This is a genomic window from Eisenibacter elegans DSM 3317, assembly GCF_000430505.1.
GTDB lineage: Bacteria > Bacteroidota > Bacteroidia > Cytophagales > Microscillaceae > Eisenibacter > Eisenibacter elegans.
On record NZ_AUMD01000011.1, the window covers coordinates 489,150 to 511,764 of the forward strand.

At 48.8% G+C, this 22,615-nt stretch carries 19 protein-coding genes, 1 pseudogene and 1 riboswitch; of the genes and pseudogenes, 10 read left to right on the plus strand and 10 right to left on the minus strand.

From position 1 onward, the window contains the following. The first annotated feature begins 97 nt into the window (after nucleotides 1–97). Nucleotides 98–352, plus strand: coding sequence for a hypothetical protein (locus G499_RS0102800; RefSeq protein ID WP_026998684.1), 255 nt, complete (start codon nucleotides 98–100; stop codon nucleotides 350–352). On the opposite strand, the gene G499_RS0102805 is transcribed toward G499_RS0102800, so the two are convergent. Continuing rightward, nucleotides 314–910: a 5-formyltetrahydrofolate cyclo-ligase gene (locus G499_RS0102805; protein ID WP_035726280.1), complete on the minus strand. Its 597-nt coding sequence runs from the start codon at nucleotides 908–910 to the stop codon at nucleotides 314–316. The two genes, G499_RS0102800 and G499_RS0102805, sit on opposite strands and share 39 nt — an antisense overlap. Nucleotides 911–1,042: 132 nt before the next feature. Between G499_RS0102805 and G499_RS0102810 the strand changes: the two genes are divergently transcribed. Further along, nucleotides 1,043–3,991, plus strand: a complete 2,949-nt coding sequence (locus G499_RS0102810) for a DEAD/DEAH box helicase (RefSeq protein WP_342663914.1) — start codon at nucleotides 1,043–1,045, stop codon at nucleotides 3,989–3,991. Nucleotides 3,992–4,155: 164 nt separating this feature from the next. Here G499_RS0102810 and G499_RS0102815 read toward each other — a convergent pair whose 3' ends face one another. From G499_RS0102815 to pdhA, 4 genes and pseudogenes are all read right to left on the minus strand, one after another. Further along, entirely contained in the window at nucleotides 4,156–4,548 is a 393-nt protein-coding gene (locus tag G499_RS0102815; protein ID WP_026998687.1) for a hypothetical protein, read from the minus strand. Nucleotides 4,549–4,656: 108 nt separating this feature from the next. Further along, nucleotides 4,657–5,082 (minus strand): TetR/AcrR family transcriptional regulator, encoded by a 426-nt coding sequence (locus G499_RS18470; RefSeq protein WP_245576631.1) that lies wholly within the window; start codon nucleotides 5,080–5,082, stop codon nucleotides 4,657–4,659. A gap of 3 nt (nucleotides 5,083–5,085) precedes the next feature. After that, nucleotides 5,086–5,202: pseudogene (locus G499_RS22360) on the minus strand (TetR/AcrR family transcriptional regulator); the annotation flags it as partial. A gap of 127 nt (nucleotides 5,203–5,329) precedes the next feature. Continuing rightward, nucleotides 5,330–6,367: a pyruvate dehydrogenase (acetyl-transferring) E1 component subunit alpha gene (gene pdhA / locus G499_RS0102825; protein ID WP_026998688.1), complete on the minus strand. Its 1,038-nt coding sequence runs from the start codon at nucleotides 6,365–6,367 to the stop codon at nucleotides 5,330–5,332. Nucleotides 6,368–6,593: 226 nt separating this feature from the next. Here pdhA and G499_RS0102830 point away from each other — a divergent pair, with 226 nt between their 5' ends. Continuing rightward, nucleotides 6,594–8,066 carry a sodium:solute symporter gene (locus tag G499_RS0102830; protein WP_026998689.1) on the plus strand — a complete coding sequence of 491 codons (1,473 nt, stop codon included), beginning with the start codon at nucleotides 6,594–6,596 and terminating at the stop codon, nucleotides 8,064–8,066. A gap of 47 nt (nucleotides 8,067–8,113) precedes the next feature. Here G499_RS0102830 and hisD read toward each other — a convergent pair whose 3' ends face one another. Continuing rightward, the gene (gene hisD, locus G499_RS0102835; protein ID WP_026998690.1) at nucleotides 8,114–9,397 is read right to left on the minus strand and encodes a histidinol dehydrogenase; all 1,284 of its coding nucleotides are present in this window, start codon (nucleotides 9,395–9,397) and stop codon (nucleotides 8,114–8,116) included. A gap of 581 nt (nucleotides 9,398–9,978) precedes the next feature. Then, a riboswitch (TPP riboswitch) is annotated at nucleotides 9,979–10,081 on the plus strand. A gap of 105 nt (nucleotides 10,082–10,186) precedes the next feature. Here hisD and thiM point away from each other — a divergent pair. The 4 genes from thiM (at nucleotide 10,187) to G499_RS0102860 (ending at nucleotide 13,188) form a co-directional block, all read left to right on the plus strand. Beyond that, nucleotides 10,187–10,978 (plus strand): hydroxyethylthiazole kinase, encoded by a 792-nt coding sequence (gene thiM / locus G499_RS0102845; protein WP_035726283.1) that lies wholly within the window; start codon nucleotides 10,187–10,189, stop codon nucleotides 10,976–10,978. Further along, nucleotides 10,971–11,627, plus strand: coding sequence for a thiamine phosphate synthase (thiE, locus tag G499_RS0102850; protein ID WP_026998693.1), 657 nt, complete (start codon nucleotides 10,971–10,973; stop codon nucleotides 11,625–11,627). The genes thiM and thiE overlap by 8 nt, the downstream gene beginning before the upstream one ends. Before the next feature lie 75 nt (nucleotides 11,628–11,702). Further along, a complete protein-coding gene (gene thiD / locus G499_RS0102855) occupies nucleotides 11,703–12,548 on the plus strand; it encodes a bifunctional hydroxymethylpyrimidine kinase/phosphomethylpyrimidine kinase (RefSeq protein WP_245576633.1) in 846 nt (281 codons plus the stop codon). Then, entirely contained in the window at nucleotides 12,535–13,188 is a 654-nt protein-coding gene (locus tag G499_RS0102860) for a TenA family protein (RefSeq protein ID WP_026998695.1), read from the plus strand. The genes thiD and G499_RS0102860 overlap by 14 nt, the downstream gene beginning before the upstream one ends. 1 nt (nucleotide 13,189) lies before the next feature. Here G499_RS0102860 and G499_RS0102865 read toward each other — a convergent pair whose 3' ends face one another. Further along, nucleotides 13,190–13,645: a hypothetical protein gene (locus G499_RS0102865; protein ID WP_026998696.1), complete on the minus strand. Its 456-nt coding sequence runs from the start codon at nucleotides 13,643–13,645 to the stop codon at nucleotides 13,190–13,192. Between the two features lie 255 nt (nucleotides 13,646–13,900). On the opposite strand from G499_RS0102865, the gene G499_RS0102870 reads away from it, so the two are divergent. After that, nucleotides 13,901–15,226, plus strand: coding sequence for an efflux RND transporter periplasmic adaptor subunit (locus tag G499_RS0102870; RefSeq protein WP_026998697.1), 1,326 nt, complete (start codon nucleotides 13,901–13,903; stop codon nucleotides 15,224–15,226). A 328-nt stretch (nucleotides 15,227–15,554) separates the two neighbouring features. On the opposite strand, the gene G499_RS0102875 is transcribed toward G499_RS0102870, so the two are convergent. Next, nucleotides 15,555–16,403 (minus strand): universal stress protein, encoded by an 849-nt coding sequence (locus tag G499_RS0102875; protein WP_026998698.1) that lies wholly within the window; start codon nucleotides 16,401–16,403, stop codon nucleotides 15,555–15,557. A 273-nt stretch (nucleotides 16,404–16,676) separates the two neighbouring features. Here G499_RS0102875 and G499_RS0102880 point away from each other — a divergent pair, with 273 nt between their 5' ends. Together G499_RS0102880 and G499_RS0102885 are read left to right on the plus strand one after the other, a co-directional pair. After that, entirely contained in the window at nucleotides 16,677–17,579 is a 903-nt protein-coding gene (locus G499_RS0102880) for a class I SAM-dependent methyltransferase (protein ID WP_245576634.1), read from the plus strand. 307 nt (nucleotides 17,580–17,886) lie between these two features. Next, on the plus strand, nucleotides 17,887–20,085 hold the full coding sequence (locus G499_RS0102885; protein WP_026998700.1) for a hypothetical protein: 2,199 nt from the start codon (nucleotides 17,887–17,889) through the stop codon (nucleotides 20,083–20,085). A 111-nt stretch (nucleotides 20,086–20,196) separates the two neighbouring features. Here the strand turns inward: G499_RS0102885 and G499_RS0102890 are convergent, their stop codons facing one another. Further along, the gene (locus tag G499_RS0102890; RefSeq protein ID WP_026998701.1) at nucleotides 20,197–21,477 is read right to left on the minus strand and encodes an N-acetylmuramoyl-L-alanine amidase; all 1,281 of its coding nucleotides are present in this window, start codon (nucleotides 21,475–21,477) and stop codon (nucleotides 20,197–20,199) included. A gap of 293 nt (nucleotides 21,478–21,770) precedes the next feature. Continuing rightward, on the minus strand, nucleotides 21,771–22,568 hold the full coding sequence (gene trpA / locus G499_RS0102895; RefSeq protein ID WP_026998702.1) for a tryptophan synthase subunit alpha: 798 nt from the start codon (nucleotides 22,566–22,568) through the stop codon (nucleotides 21,771–21,773). Nucleotides 22,569–22,615: the final 47 nt, after the last annotated feature.

Sequence of the window (22,615 nt, forward strand, 5' to 3'; positions counted from 1 at the left end):
GGGCTAAATTTTTCAGACACCGTGCAACCCTTGGGTTAGCGCGGTGTCTTTGCTATAGAATGATACCCACCGTTGTTACCTCAAAACAGATACAGAGATGAAAGCACTGAGCCGTTACTTTTCAACAACAACACAGACAACAGGCAAGCGCCCAACCGTTTTTTGGGTCATAGAGCCTATCGCCGACACTTCTATGGGCGCTGTGGTGAAGTTTTATAATACACAGAAGCAGCTTATTCACAGTGAGTTGCTGCCACATATTTCGCCCAATGTATTGAGCGAGCAAACGCTCAAACACTTGCAAAAACTCAAACTACAACTGAGCAAAACGCCAAACTTTGTCGGGTGTTAGGCAGTAGTCGAGGGGGATATCATAAGGCGCTATCCCCTCTATCACAGCGACAGGTGGCAACAAACTGATTCCCACTTTCAAGGTTTTTGGAGCGCATTGCGCCAAAAATTTATCGTAATATCCTCCTCCATACCCCACCCGGTAGCCGCGTTCGTCAAAGCAATACAAAGGCACCAGAATCACATCCAGCAGTGCTATGGCAATCGGTAGCGCATCGTTAGGCGGCTCCGGGATAGACATCCCACCGGTATGAAGAACCGTATCAGGCTCAATGAGCAGGTGTTGTAGCGTTTTGGTGGGTCGGTGTACCCTTGGAGCTACCACCCGCACTTGTGGGTGCTCTTGCCAAAGCTGCTCAATGATAGGCCAAGTATTAGGCTCGTGGTTGGAGGCAATAGACAGAAAGCTGTGTATATAGCGGTGCTCAGGGCGGAAGATATAGGCCCAAAATAGCTCGGCAATTTGCGCGCTGCGGCTCTCAACAGCGTCAGCAGATAACGCCAGCCGTGCAGCACGGAAGCGCTGGCGGAGTTCGGATTTTTGTAAGGCTTGGGTCATAGGAAGCAGCTTGAGGAAACCAAAAATGCTTGATTAGCAAGCGTGTACTGATGTTATCAAATCACTAAGTTAGCGGTTTGGAGGGGTTTTGTTGGTCGATTGTTGTAAAAAATCCTTAACTTTCGATTTTGTTTGACCTCAGACATGAAAGTAGCGCCTACACAACCATTCAAAATTGTCTATGCTGTTTTTCAGCATCAGTACCTTGGGTATCTGTTTGAAGCCTTTGTGGTACAAGCCAACAGCAAGGGTGAGCTGACCTTCTTGCATCAAAGCCTCTCGGCTCAAAACGCACATGAGTTTGCAAAAGGGCTGGACGATAAGGACTTAGAGCTTATACGCCTGACGGATGCATTGCGGCAAGAGTATATCCTCAAAAAGTTTTACAGTAAGAAAATCAAACCGGCTGATTTTTTTCTGAAGGTATATGAAAACGCCGATGACAAAAACAACAAGGCACTTATTGCACAGATAGATAAGTATATCGAGCAAACCAAGCAGAAAATCATCCAACGGCTTGCAGGCAAACTGGTATACATCACCGCCAAAGATGGCAACCCCATCGGCAAGGAGCTACAATGGGCCACCGAACCGGCTACGGTGCTGTTTCATTTCAGGCGCAACGAAGAAAATACACACTACTTTCCTACCATCAAATACCAAGGCCAAAAGCTTGATTTTATGTACAAGGGAGCCTTTTTGTTGGCCAATGAGCCTGCGTGGCTCGTATTGGAAGATACGATTTATCACTTTGCCGATGGGGTAGATGGCCAAAAACTGAAGCCTTTTCTAAACAAGAAGTTTATTGTCATCCCGCGCAAGGTAGAGGCCAGTTATTACGAAAAATTCGTCAGTAGCCTTGTGGCTTCTTTTGATGTCTATGCCAAAGGCTTCGATATCAAACCCGTAGAAACACAGCCTAGGGCGGTACTGAGCTATGCAGAGTATGCCGTTTCGGCAGCTTCCCAAGGCCAGCTTTTTGGCGAAAACCCCGAAGAGGGGCAAGGGAGTGATCAGATGCTCTTCCAGTTACATTTTGATTATGGGGGTTTTCAGGTAAGTGCAGCACAGAAACAGCCCACCCACGTAGTGTTGGAGCCTAAGGATGACTCCTACATATTTTACAAAATCAACCGCCGCCCCGACGACGAGCAGCGCTATCTGCGTCAGCTCAGCGCTTGGGGGCTGGAGTTCAAACACGGCACGGCCATCCGCCGCAAAACGAGCGCCTTTGGCTGGCTCAACGAACACCAAGCCCGGCTGCCAGAGGCCGGCATTGTGTTGGAAGCCCGCACACAACAGTCACGCAAATACTTTGTGGGAACGGCTAAAATCGAAATACAAATCAAGGAAAACAACGATTGGTTCGATATCTTCGGTGAGGTGCAGTTTGGCGAGTTCAACATCCCCTTTATCAAAATCCGCCAACTCATTCTCCAAAGCCAAATGGAGTTTGCCCTCCCCAACGGGCAGATTGCTGTGATCCCACAGACTTGGTTTGAGCAATACAGCACGCTGTTGAGTTTTTCGGAAGCCCACGACAACCAGACCAAGCTGCGCCGCTACCACTTGGCCATTGTTCAAGACCTACAGGCAGGCGCACACGCCCAAGTGTCTTTTAGTCATAAGTTGGAGCGATTCCGCAACTTTGAACAAATAGAAGACTACCCGATGCCGGAGAAGTTCAAAGGAGAGTTGCGTAGCTATCAAAAAGCTGGATACAACTGGATGCGGTTTTTGCAAGAATACCATTTTGGAGGCTGTCTAGCCGATGATATGGGCTTGGGCAAAACTGTCCAGACCTTGGCCCTCATTCAAGCTCAATATGAAGACCGTAGCCGCAAACAGCCCGCCACGCTCTTGGTCATCCCCACTTCTCTGATTTATAACTGGCAGCTCGAAGCACATAAATTCACGCCCGACCTGCGGGTATTGGTATATGCAGGGCCTAATCGCAACAAAGATGTGGCTCAGTTTGCGCATTACGACCTCATCATTACATCTTACGGCATTGTCAGGGTGGATATAGAACTGCTGAGCAACTACCATTTCCACTATGTCATCTTAGACGAATCACAAGCCATCAAAAACCCTACGGCCAATGTGTCGCAGGCTGTACGCAAGCTACAAGCCCGCCACCGCCTCTTGCTGACAGGTACTCCGCTCGAAAACAGCACCCTTGACCTATGGTCACAGATGTCTTTTATCAATCCGGGATTGTTGGGCTCACAGGCTTTTTTCAAGCAGAGCTTCCTCAACCCTATCGAGAAACAAGGCGATGCCCAAAAAGCCGAACGTTTGGCCACCGTCATCAAACCCTTTATCTTGCGCCGACACAAAGCGCAGGTAGCCAAAGACCTCCCCGAAAAGGTGGTCAATCTACAATATTGTACGATGACTCCGGCACAGGCCGAGCATTATGAGCAGGCCAAAGACCGCTACCGCAATGAGATTCTGAATCAGATAGAGCAGCAGGGGATGGCTAAAACCCAAATGCTTATCTTCAAAGGGCTTACGGAGCTGCGCCAAATCGCCAACCACCCCCGCATGGTTGATGAAGGCTACCAAGCTGATTCGGGCAAGATGGAGGATGTGTTGTATAAAGTAGAAAGCTTGCTGAGTGAAGGGAGTAAGGTGTTGATATTCAGTCAGTTTGTGAAACATCTAAGCTTATTCCGTACTCACTTCGACCGTCAGGGCTGGGGCTATGCCTACCTCGATGGAGCCACCACCAACCGCCAAGCCCAAGTGGAGCGCTTCCAAGAAGACCCCAACACCTCCATCTTTTTGCTGTCGCTCAAGGCCGGAGGCGTGGGGCTAAACCTCACCGCAGCAGAGTACGTCTTCTTGCTGGATCCTTGGTGGAACCCTGCCATCGAGGCGCAGGCCATCGACCGTGCGCACCGTATTGGTCAGCAAAACACCGTATTTGCCTATAAATTTATCACACAAAACACCGTAGAAGAAAAAATCTTGGCCCTTCAACAACGCAAACAACAGCTGGCCGAAAACCTCATCACGGCAGAAGACAGCTTTGTCAAATCGCTTAGCAAGGAAGATGTGTTGAGCCTGTTGAGCTAGGGGTTTGGATTGTGTATTAGGTTTTATCTCCTTGGTTATCAAGGGGCTTTAGTGCGTGCATTTCTCAAACTAATTTTGATTGGGATAGCCGCCGCAAAGGAGGCTTTGCGAACTTTTTATTTAGAGAGCGTTTGTAGCACAGCATCTGTACAAACCCTAAATCTTTAATGGTGTTTAGGTGTCTTTTGCTCAAGTAGATAGGCAAAAAACAGCCCTAAACCTGCACCCCATAAAATGAGCGCGGCTCCGTGTAGAGCAATTTCTTGAGAATCGTGATATAAGCTATGCAGCCAAGTAAAGGCAATGGCATCTAGCCAAGTAGCCGTAAAAGTCATCACGACTACTGGTCGCAACATCTCTCCAAAAGCAAGTTTGCTGATGTACTTAGCGATGGCAAAGGTGATTAAGGTAATTGGGATAGCCACCAAAAAGGCAACGATGAGCAATGGATTGCCAGTAGTGAGTAATTGTTGGCCCAATAGCCGAACGACCAAAACGCCATTGAGCCCAAAAACAATACCTAGGGCAACGAAGAGCCAAAAATGTGAATGCTTCATAAAAAGGGTATTTGATTGATATTACGTTGTGTTGCTTATCCAAGGCCGAAAGGTTTTCCCGAGCCTGACAAGCTTCAAATCAAATATCGAGCATTCTACCCCCAGATTTTAATCGCTACCGTACAGTTTTGATAAATCGGGGGTTGATTTCAGCACGTGTACCAGTTGTTTGAGTTTGGCAAAATACGCCGTCAACCAAGCCTTGTTTAGGGTAGCTTCTGTGATTTGTAGATAAAAATTTTCGAGCGCCAATTCAAACAGTGCTTCAGCTATTTGTGGTTGTTGGGTGAGGTTTAGCTCCTTTTGCCATAGGGAGATGAAGGGTTTCGTAAACAGCTTGTTGGAGGCCTCAAAGCAAGTACTGAAAGGCGCGGTGTCGCGTTGTACCCTGAGCTGTCGGTTAAAGCGCAAATCAGTCTTGTAGGCTACCAATACGCTGATAAGTTCTGGGTCAATTGTGTTGCAGGCGGCTTCTTGCTCGGCGATTTCGGCAGTTCTCTGTAAGTGATAGGCCAAAAGATGTTCGATAAACACCTCTATGTCTGCAAAATGATGATAAAAAGAAGACTTGCTAATCCCTGCTTGTTGAGCTAGCCTTTCTACTTTCAGTCCGGTAGCCCCTTGGTCTGCAAAAGGTTGGTATCCGGTTATAATCCAAGTATCTTAACTGATTTTGGTCATATCTTATTCCTGCTAAGCTTCCCAAAAAACAACCCTGACAAGCAGTCGCTCAGTATGTCAAATATTGGCGGCTTGTCAGGGGAGGTCAGCCTATACGGTATTAGTTTTTCACAAAGGGGTAGTCTGGCTGTACATACACATCGGTGAAAGCCTCTGATGGGTCTGGGTAAGGAGACTCTTCAGCAAACTGTACAGATTCTTCGACCTCTATTTTGATTTGGTCATCGATGGCTTTGAGGTCTGCTTCGGTGGCTATTTTTTTATCTAAGATAGTCTTACGCACCTGCTCTATGGGGTCAAGTTGCTTGTATTCTTCTACCTCATCTTTGCTGCGGTATTTGGCAGGGTCAGACATAGAGTGTCCTTTGTAGCGGTATGTACGGAACTCCAGCAGGGTAGGTCCTTCGCCGGCACGTGCACGGGCAGCAGCTTCGGCTACAGCAGTGTGTACAGCCTCTACATTCATCCCGTCTACGGGGGCGGCAGGCATATCATAGGCCTGGCCTATGAGGTAGAGGTCGGTTACGTTGGAGGTACGTTGTACGGAAGTACCCATGGCGTAGCCATTGTTTTCGATAACGAAAATCACCGGTAGTTTCCAGAGCATGGCCATATTGAAGGCCTCGTGTAGAGCTCCTTGACGCACAGCACCGTCGCCCATGTAGCAGATACAGAGGTTGTCTGTGCCTAGGTATTGCTCAGCAAAGGCAAGCCCGGCTCCTAGCGGTACTTGGCCGCCCACGATGCCGTGTCCGCCTACGAAGTTGCGTTCTTTATCAAACATGTGCATTGAGCCGCCTTTGCCTTTTGATACGCCGGTGGCTTTGGCAAAAAGCTCTGCCATAACGGCCTTGGCCGGAGTTCCTAGCGCCAAGGGGTGGCCGTGGTCGCGGTAGGCCGTAATCCACTTATCGCCAGCCTTGAGAGCTGTTACCGCACCAGAGCTACAAGCCTCTTGGCCTATGTAAAGGTGGCAGAAACCTTTGATTTTTTGGCGGCCATAGAGTTGGCCGGCTTTTTCTTCAAACTTACGCTGCAACTGCATGCTGCGATACCAGTAGAGGTAAGTTTCAGCAGAAAATTCAGCGCTGGAGGTATCTCGTTTGTTTTTTGTTGTTTTCGTTTTTGTTGTTGCCATAAGGTGTTGTGAGTTATGGAATATAATGTTGTGGGCACAAATGGCTATTCAGCCCCTAAAATTAGCGAAATTCGCCTGAGATTCAAAAAGCCCACACACTAGTGAGGCAAAAAGTGCGTTACTGCCTGCCTAAGTTGAGGCAGAAGCACTACAGAACCCCAAGCTTAGAAGGTGGTTATGGAATTTGTCTTATCTTTACGCCCTCACTGTCTACCGCTTTTGATTTATGAGTGCGCCATTAGTAATTTCGATTATTTTTATATATTTTTTTGGCTTATTGGGCATCGCCAGCTTGACAGCCAAACAAACAGATACAAGAGGTTTTTTTGTGGCCAATAGGCAGTCCCCTTGGTATTTGGTGGCTTTTGGGATGATAGGTTCCTCTTTGTCAGGGGTTACATTTATTTCTATCCCCGGGGCAGTATATTACAATCAGTTTTCATACTTCCAAGTAGTTTTGGGCTACTTGGTAGGTTATGCTGTGATTGCCCTAGTGTTGATGCCCTTGTATTACAGGCTCAACTTGATTTCAATTTATGGCTATTTAGAACAGCGTTTCGGAACAGCATCCTACCGTACTGGGGCTTGGTTTTTCTTGCTCTCTCGCTTGATTGGGGCTGCTTTTAGGCTTTTCTTGGCTGCAATGGTACTGCATATAGGCATTTTCAAGGCATGGCACGTGCCCTTTGAGCTAACCGTAGTGTTGAGTTTGTTCTTGATTTGGATTTATACCTTCAGGGGTGGAATCAAGACCATCGTTTGGACGGATACTCTACAAACGGCCTTTATGTTGTTGGCTGTGGGAATGAGTATTTACCTCATCTGGCAAGAACTGGGCTGGTCGTGGGCGCAACTTTCTGATACTTTGGGGCGGAGCGGCTATACAAAGGTGTTTTTTTGGGACGACTGGACTAGCCCCGATTACTTCCTGAAGCAGTTTTGGTCAGGGGCTTTTTTGGCCTTGGTAATGACTGGCCTCGACCAAGATATGATGCAAAAAAACCTGACTTGCCGTACCCTACAAGATGCACAGAAGAATGTCTTCTGGTTCAGTTTGGTCTTGGTTGTAGTCAATTTTGCGTTTTTGTTGCTAGGGGCTTTGCTGTATGTATATGCGCAAACCAAAGGCATTACTTTACCCACCAACGAGGCCGGAAAAGTAATCACAGACAATGTATACCCAATGTTAGCCTTCAACCATTTTGGGGTATTGGCCGGTGTATGTTTCTTGTTGGGCATTGTGTCTGCAACCTATTCTAGTGCCGACTCCGCACTGACCGCGCTGACCACCAGTTTTACAGTAGACATCCTAGACGCAGAGCGACGGTTAGAGGAAGCTGACCGCAAGCGACTAGTACGCCGGGTACACATTGGAATGGCGGCAGTGATGGCCTTGGTGATGATTGTCTTCAACTATATCAACGACCAAAGTGTCATTCAAAGCTTATTCAAAGTAGCGGGGTTTACCTATGGGCCTTTGTTGGGGTTGTATGCCTTCGGGCTGATGAGCAAGCGCCCCGTACACGACCGTTGGGTTCCCTTGGTCTGTGTGTTGGCCCCCGTATTTTGTATCCTACTCAACCAGTATTCAGCACAGCTACTATGGGGCTATAAGTTTGGTTTTGAAATCTTGATTGTCAACGGAATGCTGACGTTTTTGGGGCTATGGGCAATTTCGTATCCCCAAAACACTGATTGAGTTGACGACCTTTGATTTACGATTTACGAATCTGAACTCTTCAATCGTCAATCCGAATTCGTCAATCGGATAGACACTGCGTTTTTACGCGCCATCAAGTCTTCGGCAGAGGCGATTTCTTCCACGTGTTTGCCGATATTCTTCAGGCCTTGAGCTGTTACATCATAGCAGTTGATTTTGCGCACAAAACTATCCAACGAAAGGCCGCTGTATGCCTTAGCATAGCCGTTGGTTGGGAGGGTATTATTTGGCCCGGCTGCATAACTGATACTTTCGGGAGTATAATGGCCGATGTAGATAGCGCCAGCGTTGTAGATACGCTCACTGACAGCCTCAGCGTTTTGAATGGCCAAGCTGAGCGTTTCGGGGGCATACATATTGATAAACTCGATGGCCTCCACATTGCTCTGAAAAACAATGGCGTGGGCTTGTTCTAGGTCTTTGGCGGCGCTTTCGGGGCGACTCGAACCCGGGAGCTGGCGCTTGATTTCGGCCAGCACTTTTTTGACAAGCTCTTCTGATGAGGACAAGAGCATTGGCTGACTGTTGTTGAAGTGCTCAGCATTGGCGATTAAGTCAGCAGCTACAAAAGCAGGGTTGGCGCTCTCATCAGCCAATACCAGTAGCTCCGAAGGGCCTGCGGGTAAATCTACTGCTACATCTTGTTTGCTGACTAGTTGCTTGGCAACAGTTACATATTGATTGCTAGGGCCAAATATCTTATTGACTTTGGGGATACTTTCTGTACCATAAGCCATTGCGGCGATGGCCTGTACACCCCCTACTTTGAAGACCTTGCTGATATTGAGCAGCTTGGCAGTGTAGAGAATAATGGGATGTAATCGACCCTCACGGTCAGGGGTAGAGCAGAGGATTGTTTCGCCACAGCCGGCAATATTGGCCGGAATGCCCAGCATCAGAATCGTTGAAAACAGCGGTGCGTGCCTGCTGGGTACATACAAACCCACACGGCGGATACCCACACTCCGTTGCCAGCATCGGACGCCTTCCACGGTCTCGATTTTTTTGTTCGAAACGCGCTGATTCATATGAAACTGTGCAATGTTGTATTTAGCCTGCTGTATGGCCTTTTTTAAATCTTCACTCACGTAGCTTTGCGCTTCTTCAAATTCTTCAGCACCCACCATAAAATCTTTGACACGTACTTTGTCATATTTGTAAATATAGCGGCGTAGGGCTGCGTCGCCACTGCGTTTTACGGCGCGCAAGATAGGTTTTACGGCGCGCTCCAGATCTTCGTAGGTATCTAAGGAGGTGCGGATGGTCAAATCCGCCCAAGCACTGCGTTCGGGATGAAGTATGATTTTCATAGGATAATGATGCGGTAATGGGGCAGGGTTTAGATAAAGATAAGTGCCTATTATCCCTACAAATTTTATTCCGATATATGTTTGGCCAACAAAAAAGACCTAGTTCTTACAGGGCAGCTGTCTGATGGGATGCCGAAGCCCAATCAGCGGACAGTGTGGGGCAGGCACAAAGCGCTGTTTTGGGATGCCTGAGCTGGGGTTTGAAACAAGCATGATAAACAAGTGTTTGTACACAATCACAATTGGTTTGGAAAATCTGCGCACTGAAAATCCTTGATAATCAAGGAAATCAAACCCTGTAAATCCCCAAATCTTATGAATCTTGCCATAATTTGTACACGTTACTGGACATTTTCGACTTTCCTCGTTGTTGTGTGTACCTTGCCCCTTTGTTATGGAAACACATCTAACCGTAAAGGACGTAAAGTATGCGCAAAGAACGCAAAGGAGCAAAAATATTGCGGCCTTTGTGAATTTGTCGAAAGCCCTGATTTGGTGAAGCAGCTTGTTGAATCAAAACCAAACTAGAAAATGTCCCGTGGTGTTTAGTTTGTATCCCTGATACAATTGCTGTATCTTTACTTTTGCTTTAGGGGTGCTTTCACCAAAAAATAGAAAGCTGAGATTAGACCCTTGGAACCTGATGCAGTTAATACTGTCGAAGGGAAAAGTGATGATAGGCTGTTGGGGCATTAGTTTGCTGCTTTGGCCACAATTATTTCAGCACTATATTTTTTGCAAAGCACTCTTGGGCAATGTGTAATAGTTTGACCAATAACTACTCCCAAGATGTCTCACACACCTACCATAACGGCTGGCCAATGGCTTAGCCAACTCCGCCAACAATCTCCACTGGTACACAACATCACCAACTACGTCGTGATGAACAATACCGCCAATGCCTTGCTGGCCTTGGGGGCTTCACCTGTGATGGCACATGCACACCCTGAGCTGGCCGATATGGTCGGCATTGCCGGGGCGACGGTAATCAATATCGGGACACTCGACGAGTACTGGAGTGCGTCTTATCTCCAAGCTGCTCAGGCGGCTCAGCGTTTGGGCAAGCCTTGGCTGCTCGATCCTGTGGGGGCAGGCGCTACCCCCTATCGTAACCAGATACTGACCGAGCTACTCCTACAGCGCCCTGCCGTCATCAGGGGCAATGCTTCAGAGGTGATGGCCTTGGCACAACAGGCTGCCCAAACCAAGGGTGTAGACAGCACCCACCAGTCCGAAGAAGCCCTCGATGCCGCCAAGCGCCTCAGCCATACTACAGGAGCTGTGGTTTGTATTTCAGGGGCTACAGATTATGTTGTAGACCAAGACAAGGTTACGACTATTGGTGGCGGCCACCCACTTATGACCAAGGTTACGGGGATGGGCTGTACGGCCTCGGCACTCATTGGTGCTTTTTTGGCGGCAGGGGCACCTGCCTTCGAAGCTACCTGCACGGCGATGCTCGTGATGGCACATTGCGGCGCGGCAGCCGCCCGCCTAGCCCAAGGCCCCGGTACCTTGCAGTTACACTTCCTCGATGCGCTACACCAACTACAGCCCCAAGACCTCGAAGCCTATGCCTAGTTCCGCCTTTCCTTATGGGCTTTATCTCGTAACAGATGAGGCGGCCTGCCTCGGGCGCGACTTTTATTGGGTGCTCGAAGAGGCGCTCAAGGGAGGAGTGCAGATGGTACAACTGCGGGAAAAGCAGTTGTCTATGCAGGCCTTCTTAGAGCGTGCGCAGCGGGTACAGCAGCTTACCGACCGTTACCAAGTACCCCTTATCATCAACGATGCGTTGCCAATTGCCCACGCCCTCGGTAGCTTTGGGCTACACCTCGGCCAAAGCGATGTAGCCCTTGCCACCGCTAGGGCACAACTGGGCGATGCTGTCTGTATCGGCCTTTCGATAGAACGATATGAGCAGGTTTTTGCCCCCGCAGCCCAAGCAGCAGACTACTGGGGCGTAAGCCCCATATTTGCCACCCCTACCAAACAAGATACCCAACAACCTTGGGGCTTACAGGGGCTGATGGCTTTGCGCCGCCAAACCACCAAGCCCCTCGTGGCCATTGGCGGCATCAAACCTATCCACGCCGATGCGCTCATACAAGCCGGGGCTGACAGTCTCGCCGTCGTGACGGGGATATGTAGCGCCGAAAGCCCTGCCAAAGCCGCCGAAACCTACCGGAAGTTGATTGACGATGCCCTAGCCTCGCGCCCGCGTTTCTAGGCTGCACCAAGCGTAGCGCTTGCATAGCTCGGACTGATTTCGAGTATAGATTGAACCCACCAAACGCCAAAAAACTTGATACATACTCCCTATACCCATCAATATATCCCTGTGATGAGCATTGCAGGGTCTGACAGTGGCGGCGGCGCAGGCATCCAAGCCGACCTCAAAACTTTTGCTGCCCTTGGTTGCTATGGCACTACGGCCATCACCGCCATCACTGCACAAAACACCTTAGGGGTGCAAGCCATTCACGCCGTACCGGTGTCGGTGGTCGAAGCCCAGATTCGTGCTGTCATGGACGATATTCGGCCAAAGGCCATCAAAATTGGGATGATTGCCACCCCCGAGCTTGCCTTGGCCATAGGGCAGGTGTTGCGAGCCTACCCAGAGGTACCCGTGGTGCTCGACCCGGTGATGGTCGCCGCCAGTGGCGACCGCCTCATTGCGGAAGAAACCGTTGCCGCACTCGAAGAGTCACTTTTTCCATTGTCCACCCTGCTGACCCCCAACGTAGATGAGGCCGCGCTCTTGGTAAATCAGCCTATCACAAGTCTTGAAGCACTCGAACAGGCTGCCTTGGTACTCCAACAACAAGGCTGCCGGGCAGTCTTGGCCAAAGGCGCACACCTTAGCGGCGATGCCCTGAGCGATGTATTTGTAGACCCACAAGGGGCTGTCAAGCACCTACCCACTGTGCGCATCCCTACCGCCAATGTACATGGCAGCGGCTGCACCCTCTCCTCGGCCATCGCAGCTTACTTGGCGCTGGGCTTAACCCTCTACAAGGCCGTGGTAGCAGCACAAACCTATGTGCATCAAGCTCTCCGACACGGCAGCCATATCCGCACCGGACAGGGTAGCGGCCCTTTGAATCATTTCTTTGAACCTATCCCCCAAAAAACCGATGAGCTGGACTAAACAAGCTTGGGCTGAGATCGCCCCATTGTACGAAAAAATATTGGCACTCCCCTTCAACCAAGAGCTACAAGCCGGTACACTCGCCCCCGAACGCTTCCGCTTTTATATCGCGCAAGATGCCTACTATTTGGGTGAATTTGGGCGAGCGCTGTCGCTCATTTCGGGGCGTAGTCAAGAGGTAGACCACGTGCTGGCATTCAGTCGTTTTGCGACCAACGCCATTGTGGTGGAGCGCGCCCTGCACGCTAGTTACTTTCAGGAGTTGAGCATCGCCCCAGTGGTGCAGCCCTCGCCCTCTTGTCAGTTATACACCCAGTTTTTGCTCAACAAATCTGCACTAGATGCTGTGGAGGTAGCTGTAGCGGCGGTGTTGCCCTGTTTTTGGATTTATAAGGACGTAGGCGACCATATTTACCAGCATCAATCTAACCCTCAAAACCCCTATCAGGCTTGGATAGACACCTATGCCGGAGAGGAGTTTGGCGCTGCCGTCGCTCAAGCCATTGACATTGCAGAGGCATTGGCACAGGAAGCCAGCCCTGCCTTACAAACCCGTATGCTGAGCGCCTTTGTAGAGGCTACCCGGATGGAGTGGCTTTTTTGGCATAGTGCCTATGTGCAAGAGCAGTGGCTGGTATAGTTTAGCGCAAAAGCCCCGATAACTTTGGGATAGTCGCTTTGATAGCCTCCACAAATGCCTCTGTGGGGGCACTTACTTCGGAGAGGCTGTCCCATAGCAACTTATAGTTTTCGACTTGTTGGTTTTTAAGCACAATGGTTTGCGAGCTGGTTCCGGTGGCTCCCTCCTGAAATTTTTGCCCTGGTTGTTCGAGTTGCTTGGCTTTGTTTTGCAAATCTGCCCACTGTTTGGCGCTAATAGGCGTTGTTTTTTGGTGCAATATCTCCTCATAATCGGATACCTCTACCTGTGCTTCTTTCGCATTGATGCGGATTACATAGCTCCTATGGTAAGGGGGAGGCACAGAGGCATCACGAAAGCTATAAATAATTTCGTCAAATGTATGGGTCTGGGCTTGGCCTATAACAGCCGAAAGCAAGAAGACACCTGCTATTGTGAATAATGTAAGTAGCTGCATAATAGTATTTTGTGATTGTTTTATCGCCGCAAGGGTAGCGTGCCTTTTGAACGAGTTTGGAGCGCAAAGGTTGGTCTTAGGCATGTATTGGTCGAGGTATTGATGACATTGAGGGTGCAAACCGCGATGTTTGTACAAAAGATTGGGTTGTAAGTGTATGCGCTGATACATTTTTACGTAAATTTACGGCTACTATGCTTTGTTGTATGGCTATTGGGTTTTTTAACCCAATAGCAACCCATCTAAACTAACATTATGAAAAGAGTTATCATTATCGGGGTAGTAGCCTTAGTTGTGTTGCTACTCGTGATTCGTTTTAGCAGCCGCAAGAAAGTCGGCACAGAAGTAACGACAGCCAAGGCTGTAAAGACCCGTATTGTCGAAACGGTCAATGCTGCTGGTAAAATACAACCTGAAACCGAGGTCAAAATCAGCCCAGATATTTCGGGAGAGATTACAGAGCTGTATGTCAAAGAAGGAGACTCGGTTACGAAAGGGCAATTGCTCTTGCGTATCCGCCCTGATAATTTTCAGGCAGTGGTAGAAAACGCCCGAGCCAGTGTCAACTCCAGCCAAGCAAGCCTCTCACAGGCACGCGCCCGACATACCCAATCCCAGGCCCAACTCCTACGCGCCGAGGCCGAATACAAACGTAGCAAGCAACTTTTTGAGCAGAAAGTAATCTCAGAAGCTGATTTTCAATTGGCCGAGATGAACTACCAAGTGGCCAAGCAAGACGTGGAGTCTGCCCTACAAAGTGTAGAAGCGGCGCGGTTTAATATGCAAAGTGCGCAGGCCAATTTGCGCCAGAACCTCGACAATCTCTCTCGTACCGAGATTTATGCCCCTATGAGCGGAGTAGTCTCAAAGCTTTCGGTAGAAAAAGGCGAAAAAGTAGTAGGTACAGCCCAAATGGCCGGTACAGAAATGCTGATCATTGCCAACTTACGTGCGATGCAGGTGTTGGTCAATGTGAATGAAAACGATATTGTAAGGGTACGCAAAGGCCAAAAAGCCGAAGTAGTGGTAGAGTCTTACGGCGATCGTAAATTTGAAGGCGTTGTTACCGAAATAGCCAATACAGCCAACAACACTACTACTGCCGATGCGGTAATAGAGTTTGAGGTGCGTATTTTGATTCTCAATAACTCTTACCAAGATTTGGTAGATGCGCAAAGCCGCCTATCGCCTTTCCGCCCCGGAATGACCGCCTCTGTTGATATCATTACCAACCGCAAAGACGATGCGCTTTCAGTGCCTATCGCCGCAGTAACTACCCGCAACGCCAGCAAGACCGACGAAAACAACAGCAAGAAAGTCAACAATCAGAAAGAAGAAGAGCGCAGCGAAGAGAGCCTTCAGCAGGTGGTGTTTGTGCTCAAAGAAGACCTGAGCGTAGAACAACGTATCGTCAAAACGGGTATCAGTGATTTCAACAATATCGAAATCTTGTCAGGAATCAAAGAAGGCGAAGAGATTGTCAGCGGTCCTTTTGCAATCCTGTCTAACCCACAACGCCTCAAAAATGGCACGGTAGTAGAACGCGCCAAAACAGACAACAGCGAGCGCAGCAAGAAATAACAATACACTAGCAGTACTACTGCTGCATACAAATTATGCCAAGATTCACAAGACTGGGAGATTAGGAATTATTCAGTAAATAATGGATTTGTTTCCAAAGAGGGAAAAGTGAGGAGGAAAGAGGGAAAAGTGAGGAGGTATGCATTCTTCATCCCTCCGGAGTCGATTAATGGGCAGCTTTTTCTGAATGCCTCTTGTGGGATTTAATATCCTTGATTACCAAGGATTTGTAATAAATGTAACTCCTGATTGTATTTCGATATAGTATAAATGCTCCAAAAGCTTCAAGCCTTTGGGGCATTTACAATTTAAGCTAACTCATCAGTGTCTAGAACTGAAAAGTAAACACAGGCATTCCCACAGTATTGACAACGGCTTCGGTTACGCTGCCGGCCAGCCAGAAAGAAAGCCCTGAGCGTTGGTGCGTCGAGAGCGCCAACATTTGGCTAGACTGCTCCGGTTGCTCTTCAAGAAACGACAAGATGCCCCGTTCTTCATTCAGCTCTTGGTAAAGCGCAAAACTGTAGCCTTTGATTTGGTGTTTTTGCACAAAATAGGTCAGCTTGTCCTGAATTTGGCGGCTGGTGTTGAAGTAGGTTGGGGTGTTGACAAAAAGAATTTGTAACTCAGCTTCCGTAATTTGTTGGAGTTTTTTGAGCGCACCAATGCCTTCAAGCGACTGCTCCTCGTCGAGGTCACAGGCAAAGGTAATGGTCTTGATATCGCTCAACCTGACAGGCTGGCGCAATGTCAGTACAGGACAGGTAGCAATACGCACCATTTTTTGCGCATTAGAGCCAATCATAGGAGAGTTGCCCGCGCCTTGTGTGCCCATCACCACGAGGTCGATGTTGTGTTTGTTGATATACGCCAACATCACTTGGTGTGGGTGGCCGGAGCTGATTTGGTAATGAACTTTGCCGGCAGGCAGCTTGAGGCCATCGACTATTTTTTTGAGATACTGGTGGCTTTTTTCCAAAAACTCACGCGTATAATCTTCCAGAATGCCATCAGCAAAAGTACCTTTAGGAGTAACCTCTACGCGCTCATTATGAGGCATCATGACTACATGAATCAGGTGCAACTCAGCATCGGCTTTTTGGGCCAACTCTTGTGCTAAACTCAGGGCATATTCGGCAGGCTCTGAAAAATCGGTCGGAATGAGAATCTTTTTCATAGGTCAAATGAGGGTGTTGGGGCAATTATGGTCTTCAACAATATGATGGTAGGTTAAAAATACGAATGCTAAGTTACTAAAAAAATGACTTTTGCCGTGTTTTTTCACAAAATGCGCACACTAAGGCCATCACAGCAACGGAGACCTTCGCCCTTGAGGCGAATCTTATGTATCTTTGCACTTTATACCAAGATTTACTTTATTTGAGGATTCACTAGATTTGATTCACTTGATTCTCAAGGATTTTCAGCGCATACATTTCCCAAACTTATTTTGCAGACACACATTCACCTCCAAACGCCCCAACATTGGGAAGAATACGAACTGATTGACTCCGGTGCTTTTGAAAAGCTTGAGCGCTTCGGGGCATATATTGTAGCCCGCCCAGAGCCGCAGGCGGCATGGGATAAATCGCTTTCTGACAAAGAATGGCAGCAGCAGGCACATGCTATTTTCCGCAAAGAAAAAGGAAGTACAGAAAAAGGTCGCTGGGAGCTCAACCGTCCCCAAACGCCGGAGCGTTGGTGGATGAGCTATCGCTACCAACAGATGCACTTGCAGTTCAAAATAGCCCTTTCGTCTTTCAAACACGTTGGGATTTTCCCAGAGCAAGCCGCCAATTGGGACTACCTCTATACACAGCTCCGCCAAATGCCTGTGGAGCAACCACGGGTACTCAACTTGTTTGCCTATACCGGTGGGGCTTCTTTGGCCGCCGCCGCCGCCGGAGCGCAAGTGGTACACGTCGATTCGGTAAAGCCGGTATTGAGCTGGGCGCGTGAAAATATGGAGCGTAGTCAACTACAAGACATTCGCTGGATGCCCGAGGACGCTTTCAAGTTTGTACAACGAGAAGTGAAGCGCGGGAATCGCTATCACGCAGTGTTGCTCGACCCGCCGGCCTATGGGCGTGGAGCTAATGGAGAAAAATGGGTGCTCGAAGAGCAAATTAATGAGATGCTCAAGGCTTGTGCAGCGCTCCTCGACCCTGACCATCACCTGTTGCTCATCAACCTCTACTCTTTAGGTTTTTCTACCCTAATTTTGGAGAATCTCCTCCGAAGTGCTTTCCCCAAACAGGCCGAGCCTCTCGATATAGGTGAGCTGTACCTTGCCGATAGCTTTGGCAAGCGCCTGCCCTTGGGTATTTATGGCCGCTTACAACAAGGGTTTTAGAGTTTGTCTAAAATTCTCTTCATCGACACCAAAACGCCGCTTTTTGGCTGCTACTTCGTTAAAAATGCTCGTCGTAGCCTTCCCACGGTTTTAATCGTGGGCTAAATACCACGCCTACGTTTTTTGCCTAGTATCAGCGCAAAAATCAGCTGTTTTGAGTGCCGCGCCGAAAATTTAGACAAGCTCTTAGGCCAAGATTTATTTGGTTTGAGGATTCACTAGATGATCAAGGATTTTCAGTGCATATATTTCCCAAACCAATTTTGATTGGATATAACACAAAAGACAAGACCAACCTCCTCAAACAATGAGCCGTATCCAACGCCTTGGGTTGCGATTTTCGCTGGTTTTAGTGCTGATTATCAGCTTACTGATTTTGTTGCCCTGGCTTTTTCGGGCTAAGCTGCGCCAAGGCTTGGAAAAGGGGTTGGCGACACAGTTGCATCCCAGCTTTTTCCACGACACTGCAAGGTTTCGTGTATCGTTGTTGGCGCAGTTTCCACATCCCACAGTCTATATCTACGATGCAGGACTATTGCGCCAAGATAGCGCATTTGTCCAAGATACCCTTTGTCGTGTGGAGCGCTTGTCGTTGAGTGTGCGGTTGTGGTCTTTGTTTGGTAAAACCCCAGAGCTACAGGCAGTGGCTATACAGAATCCGCAAATTTGGCTACGCCAAAATGCGCAAGGCCAACTCAATTGGGAGGGCATCGAAAAGTTTCCACGCCACCCCGAAGACAAGACCGAGGCCGACAGCATAGCCCTAGACCAAGCCGCTGATTGGTGGCTACCCTTGCGTCGGTGGCATATACAAATGCTAGACCTATACCTGCCTCAAAACCAGCACATACAGCTGAGCATCACCGGGCAACGACGTGGCAGGCAACATCGGCAATGGCAGCTGGAGATGGCGGTGGCGCTACATCAAATCTCTCCTGTGCCACAACACTGGCCACAGCTGGCCAACACACAGCTACAAGGCAAAGTATATGTGGATGTACCCCAACACCGCATCAATGGAGAACTACTTTTGGCCTTACGCCAATGGCAACTGCAAAGCCAGTGGCAACTGACCCAGCAGGCCAATCAAGCGTGGGCATACACACTACAAGCGACTACCCAAGAACGCCCATTGGCACACTGGCTCGGCCTTTGGGTCAGTCAAGACATTGACCAATGGAAAACAGCAGGAGTAGCCGGGTTTATGTTGGAGGCCAAAGGCATTTGGGCCGGCATCCCTGCCCAGACTCAACAAAATTGGCACTGGAAGGCGTATGTGCGCCAAGGACATTTGCAGCATCCTCAAGCGGGGCTTCCAATACACCTCCAAGCCGAAATACAAGGCCAAAGCCAAAGCCCAGAAGCTTGGCAGCTTCACCTCGACACCTTAGGGTTACGCTGGGAGGGTGGCAGGGTAGAGGCTTCGGGTCAATATAGCCAGCAGGCTACAGCTATTTTGCTAGAAGATACCCAGCTTGTCCTTGACCTAACAGCCAACTCGTTAGCCAAAATATGGCCTGATTGGCAGGGACTCTCTGGCGACAGCCTCCAGCTTCAGGCAAAGGTGGCCGGTATATGGAGTGACAGCATATTGCCCCAAGTTCAACTCCAAGGCCGATGGCAGCAGTTGCAATGGCAACAACCTAAGGCGGTTGCCTGGCAACAACTTTCGGGCAGGCTGACGATAGACAATCCTGAGCCTGATGGCAGTGCCTTACAAATAGATTTGGCAGGGTTTTCGGGCAAACTGGGAGAAAATAGTTTTTTATTAGAGGCTCAGTGGCATAATTGGCAAAACCCACAACTAAGCTACCAAACCAATGGTAGCCTCGCCTTGACGGCACTTTTGCCATATTTTGGGGCTACGGCCTCCGAAGGGTTGTTGGCTTGGCAAGGGAGCGGCCAAGGAGCACTCAAGACTTTTGGCCGGCCCGAGCAGGCGCTGAACATCACACTCCCTCAGGCCAAAGGTCAATGGGAAGGGGAGGCTTGGTTGGTAGAAGGGCTCAGGATTCAACTATGGCCTCAAAAAATGAACTTAGACGCAGCCCAAATGCTATGGCAGGGTTATGCCGCACGGCCTAGACTTACCATTCTGGGGCTGCTACCCTCAGAGGCCACGCAGGTAAATTTGGTGCTGGAACAACTACGATATCCCTTGCCACAGCAACTACAACTGTTTTTGAAATATTGGCCTTCGGGAGATGAAGAGGCAATCATTATCCCTAAAATCAAACTCGAAGCCGCGCAACAAGACGCTGGTTGGTTAGTTGGTGTACTAGCACAACAACCCGATTTTTTTGACCTTCAGGGACAGGGGCATATCAGTAACCAACAACAGGTTTCTGGCTTATTGAGCCTCCAACTCGAAACGACTATTTTGGGGCGGCTAGGCACATTGGCCTTGGCCAACTATAGCGGCCAGCCATTACGCTATGGCCAGCCTGCGACCTTGCGCTGGAGCCTCGGAGGGACACTACAAAAGCCTGTGCTGCATCTGAAATAAACACAGTGGAAGCTGGTGATGCTTGTTTTTTCAGCAAATAAATAGATTAAAACTTGCTTTAAGGGATACTTGATTCTTCAGTACACATATTTCCCAATTTTGGTTTTGGGGCTATTCCATTGTTTTGGCATACTGCACAATCGCCTCAAAATAGGCCTCTGCTACTTGGACTACACGTTTGGAAGTCTGTACTCCGGCAATACGTACATCTTTTTGATTGAGTGCGATGGCCTCCTCGTAGTTGTCTTGGTAGAGGCTTTCACCATAGCAGAGCGGGCCATACACCAAGCGAGTCAGGCTGAGGTTGCGTGCATAGAGCCCCGGTACACCTGTACCCAAGGTGTTTTTGAAGCGAATTTGTAGCGGGAGTACATTGAGTTTAGTACCCAAGAAATACATTACTTGTCTCGAAAAATCAATTGAGCGCTCTAAGTCCTCACTGAGCAACATTCGCAGGAGGTGGAATCGGTCGCGTTCTTTTTCTAGCTCTCCTTTCAAAAACGCCCCCCCAATAAAAGCCATATTCGCATTGGATTGTGTGGGTTTGTTCCAAGGTTTGTTGCTACCCTCAACATTGTAATGAATCATCAGGGTCATATGTGGCTGGAAGGCATTGATGTTAAAGGCTCGTTGCCGCATCTCTTCGGTCAAAAACTCTTTATAGAACACACGTTGTTTGTTGAGTTTGGCAATATTGACTCCCTCTTTTTCAGCGCGTTTGAGATATTGCTCATACCATTGTTCGAAGGTAATACCAAATGCAGTTTCGGAAGGATATTCGCGGGTGAGCATGACGGTAGCACCTAGGCGTTCCAGTTTTTCTTGTACAATACGCGCCGTGGCCAAGGTCAGCTCGGCTTCATAAAAGGCGATTTGTCCCACATCCTTGATAAACATCTGAATGAACTTCCCCTCCATCATCGCCGTGGCCATATCGTGGGCGACGTGGCCGGGGTCAAGCGCAATGCGAAAGCCAGCCAAAGGCTGGTCGCTATCGTCCTGCCAACGAGGCAAGGGAGCCTTTTTGAGGGTTTGCAAAACGGTTTCGACAGATTTGCGCCGCTCGAACAACTCATAGGCTTGCAGCGGGTTTTGTTTGATGAGGGTCTGAAACACTACCAACTCATCCCAACGTACAGTATACTCGGCGCGCTCTTCCTTTTTATCTACAGCAGAGGCATAGAGGCTCACCCCTTGGTCGGTAATGGCGATATGGTTGTCTACATCGGGATGTCCACGAAGCCAACGCTCATATTTCTGCTGATACAGCTGGCGCAAATAAGGGCTTCCAGAGCGATGCCCTTGGGCGTAACCAGCTGCTACACTGGCCAAGCTTAGGTAGCCTGCCAACAAACAAACCCATAAATGGAGATAGTGTCGAAAATCAATCATTGGATGCAATATCAGAAGCCTGACTCTGGGGAGGAGTCAGGCTCAAAGATAGTGTTTTTTAGAAATGAGTGTTCTTTCGTAAGGGCTTATCAGTGTTTATTGTTACATCAATGGACATTTCCTAATTCAGCCTTGACAGGTGTTTACTGCATAAGGACTTCGGGACAGTCCACAAAGCCACCACTTTTTATCCTTCCCTTGCGTTCTTTGCGGCTAAATGTGTGTCTAGAGCCTGAGGATGGGATGTGTACAACAGCGACAAAAAACAAAAATGCCCAGACGCGGTCTCTAGGTTATTTGCCCCTAATATGAGACACAAACCGGCGGATACGTTCGGCAAGACCAAGGTCTTCCGTTGCAAGAGCTTTGATAAAAGCACTGCCAATAATAGCCCCATCAGCATAGCGACAGGCAGTGGCAAAGCTCTGTGCGTCAGAGATACCAAAACCAATTTGCCAAGGTTTCTGAAGTTTGGCTTGGCGCAAGCGCTCAAAATAGCGCTCTTGTTCGGGGCTGATGCCGGTAGTTTTGCCTGTTGTGCTGGCACTTGATACCGCATAGATGAAGCCTGTCGTCAGGCGGTCGATGTTATGGAGCCGCTCCTCAGACGTTTGTGGCGTTACCAAAAAGACATTTGAGATACCATACTTGGTAAAGAGCGCTTGGTATTCTTGCTCATATTCGTACAGGGGCAGGTCGGGCAAGATCAGTCCATCAATGCCTACCCTAGCCGCCTCTTGACAGAAGCGCTCGATACCAAACTGCAATACAGGATTGATATACCCCATCAACAACACAGGGATATGGATATGGCGGCGCATATCAGTCAGTTGTTTGAAGAGCAACTCAAGGCTCATTCCATTTTGCAGTGCTCGGAGGTTACTCTGTTGGATGGTTTCGCCATCGGCAATAGGGTCAGAAAAGGGCATCCCTATTTCGACCATATCTACTCCTGCCCCTTGGAGGTGTACCAAAATGGGCAACGTATCGTCGAGGTTAGGGAAGCCTGCGGTATAGTAAACAGTGAGCAGACCTTGGTTTTGTTGGCCAAATGCTTGCGCGATGCGGTGGGTGCTTGTGGGGTGAGACATATTTGAGTAGAATAAATACTTTGCAAACGAAGTTTTGATTAGTATTA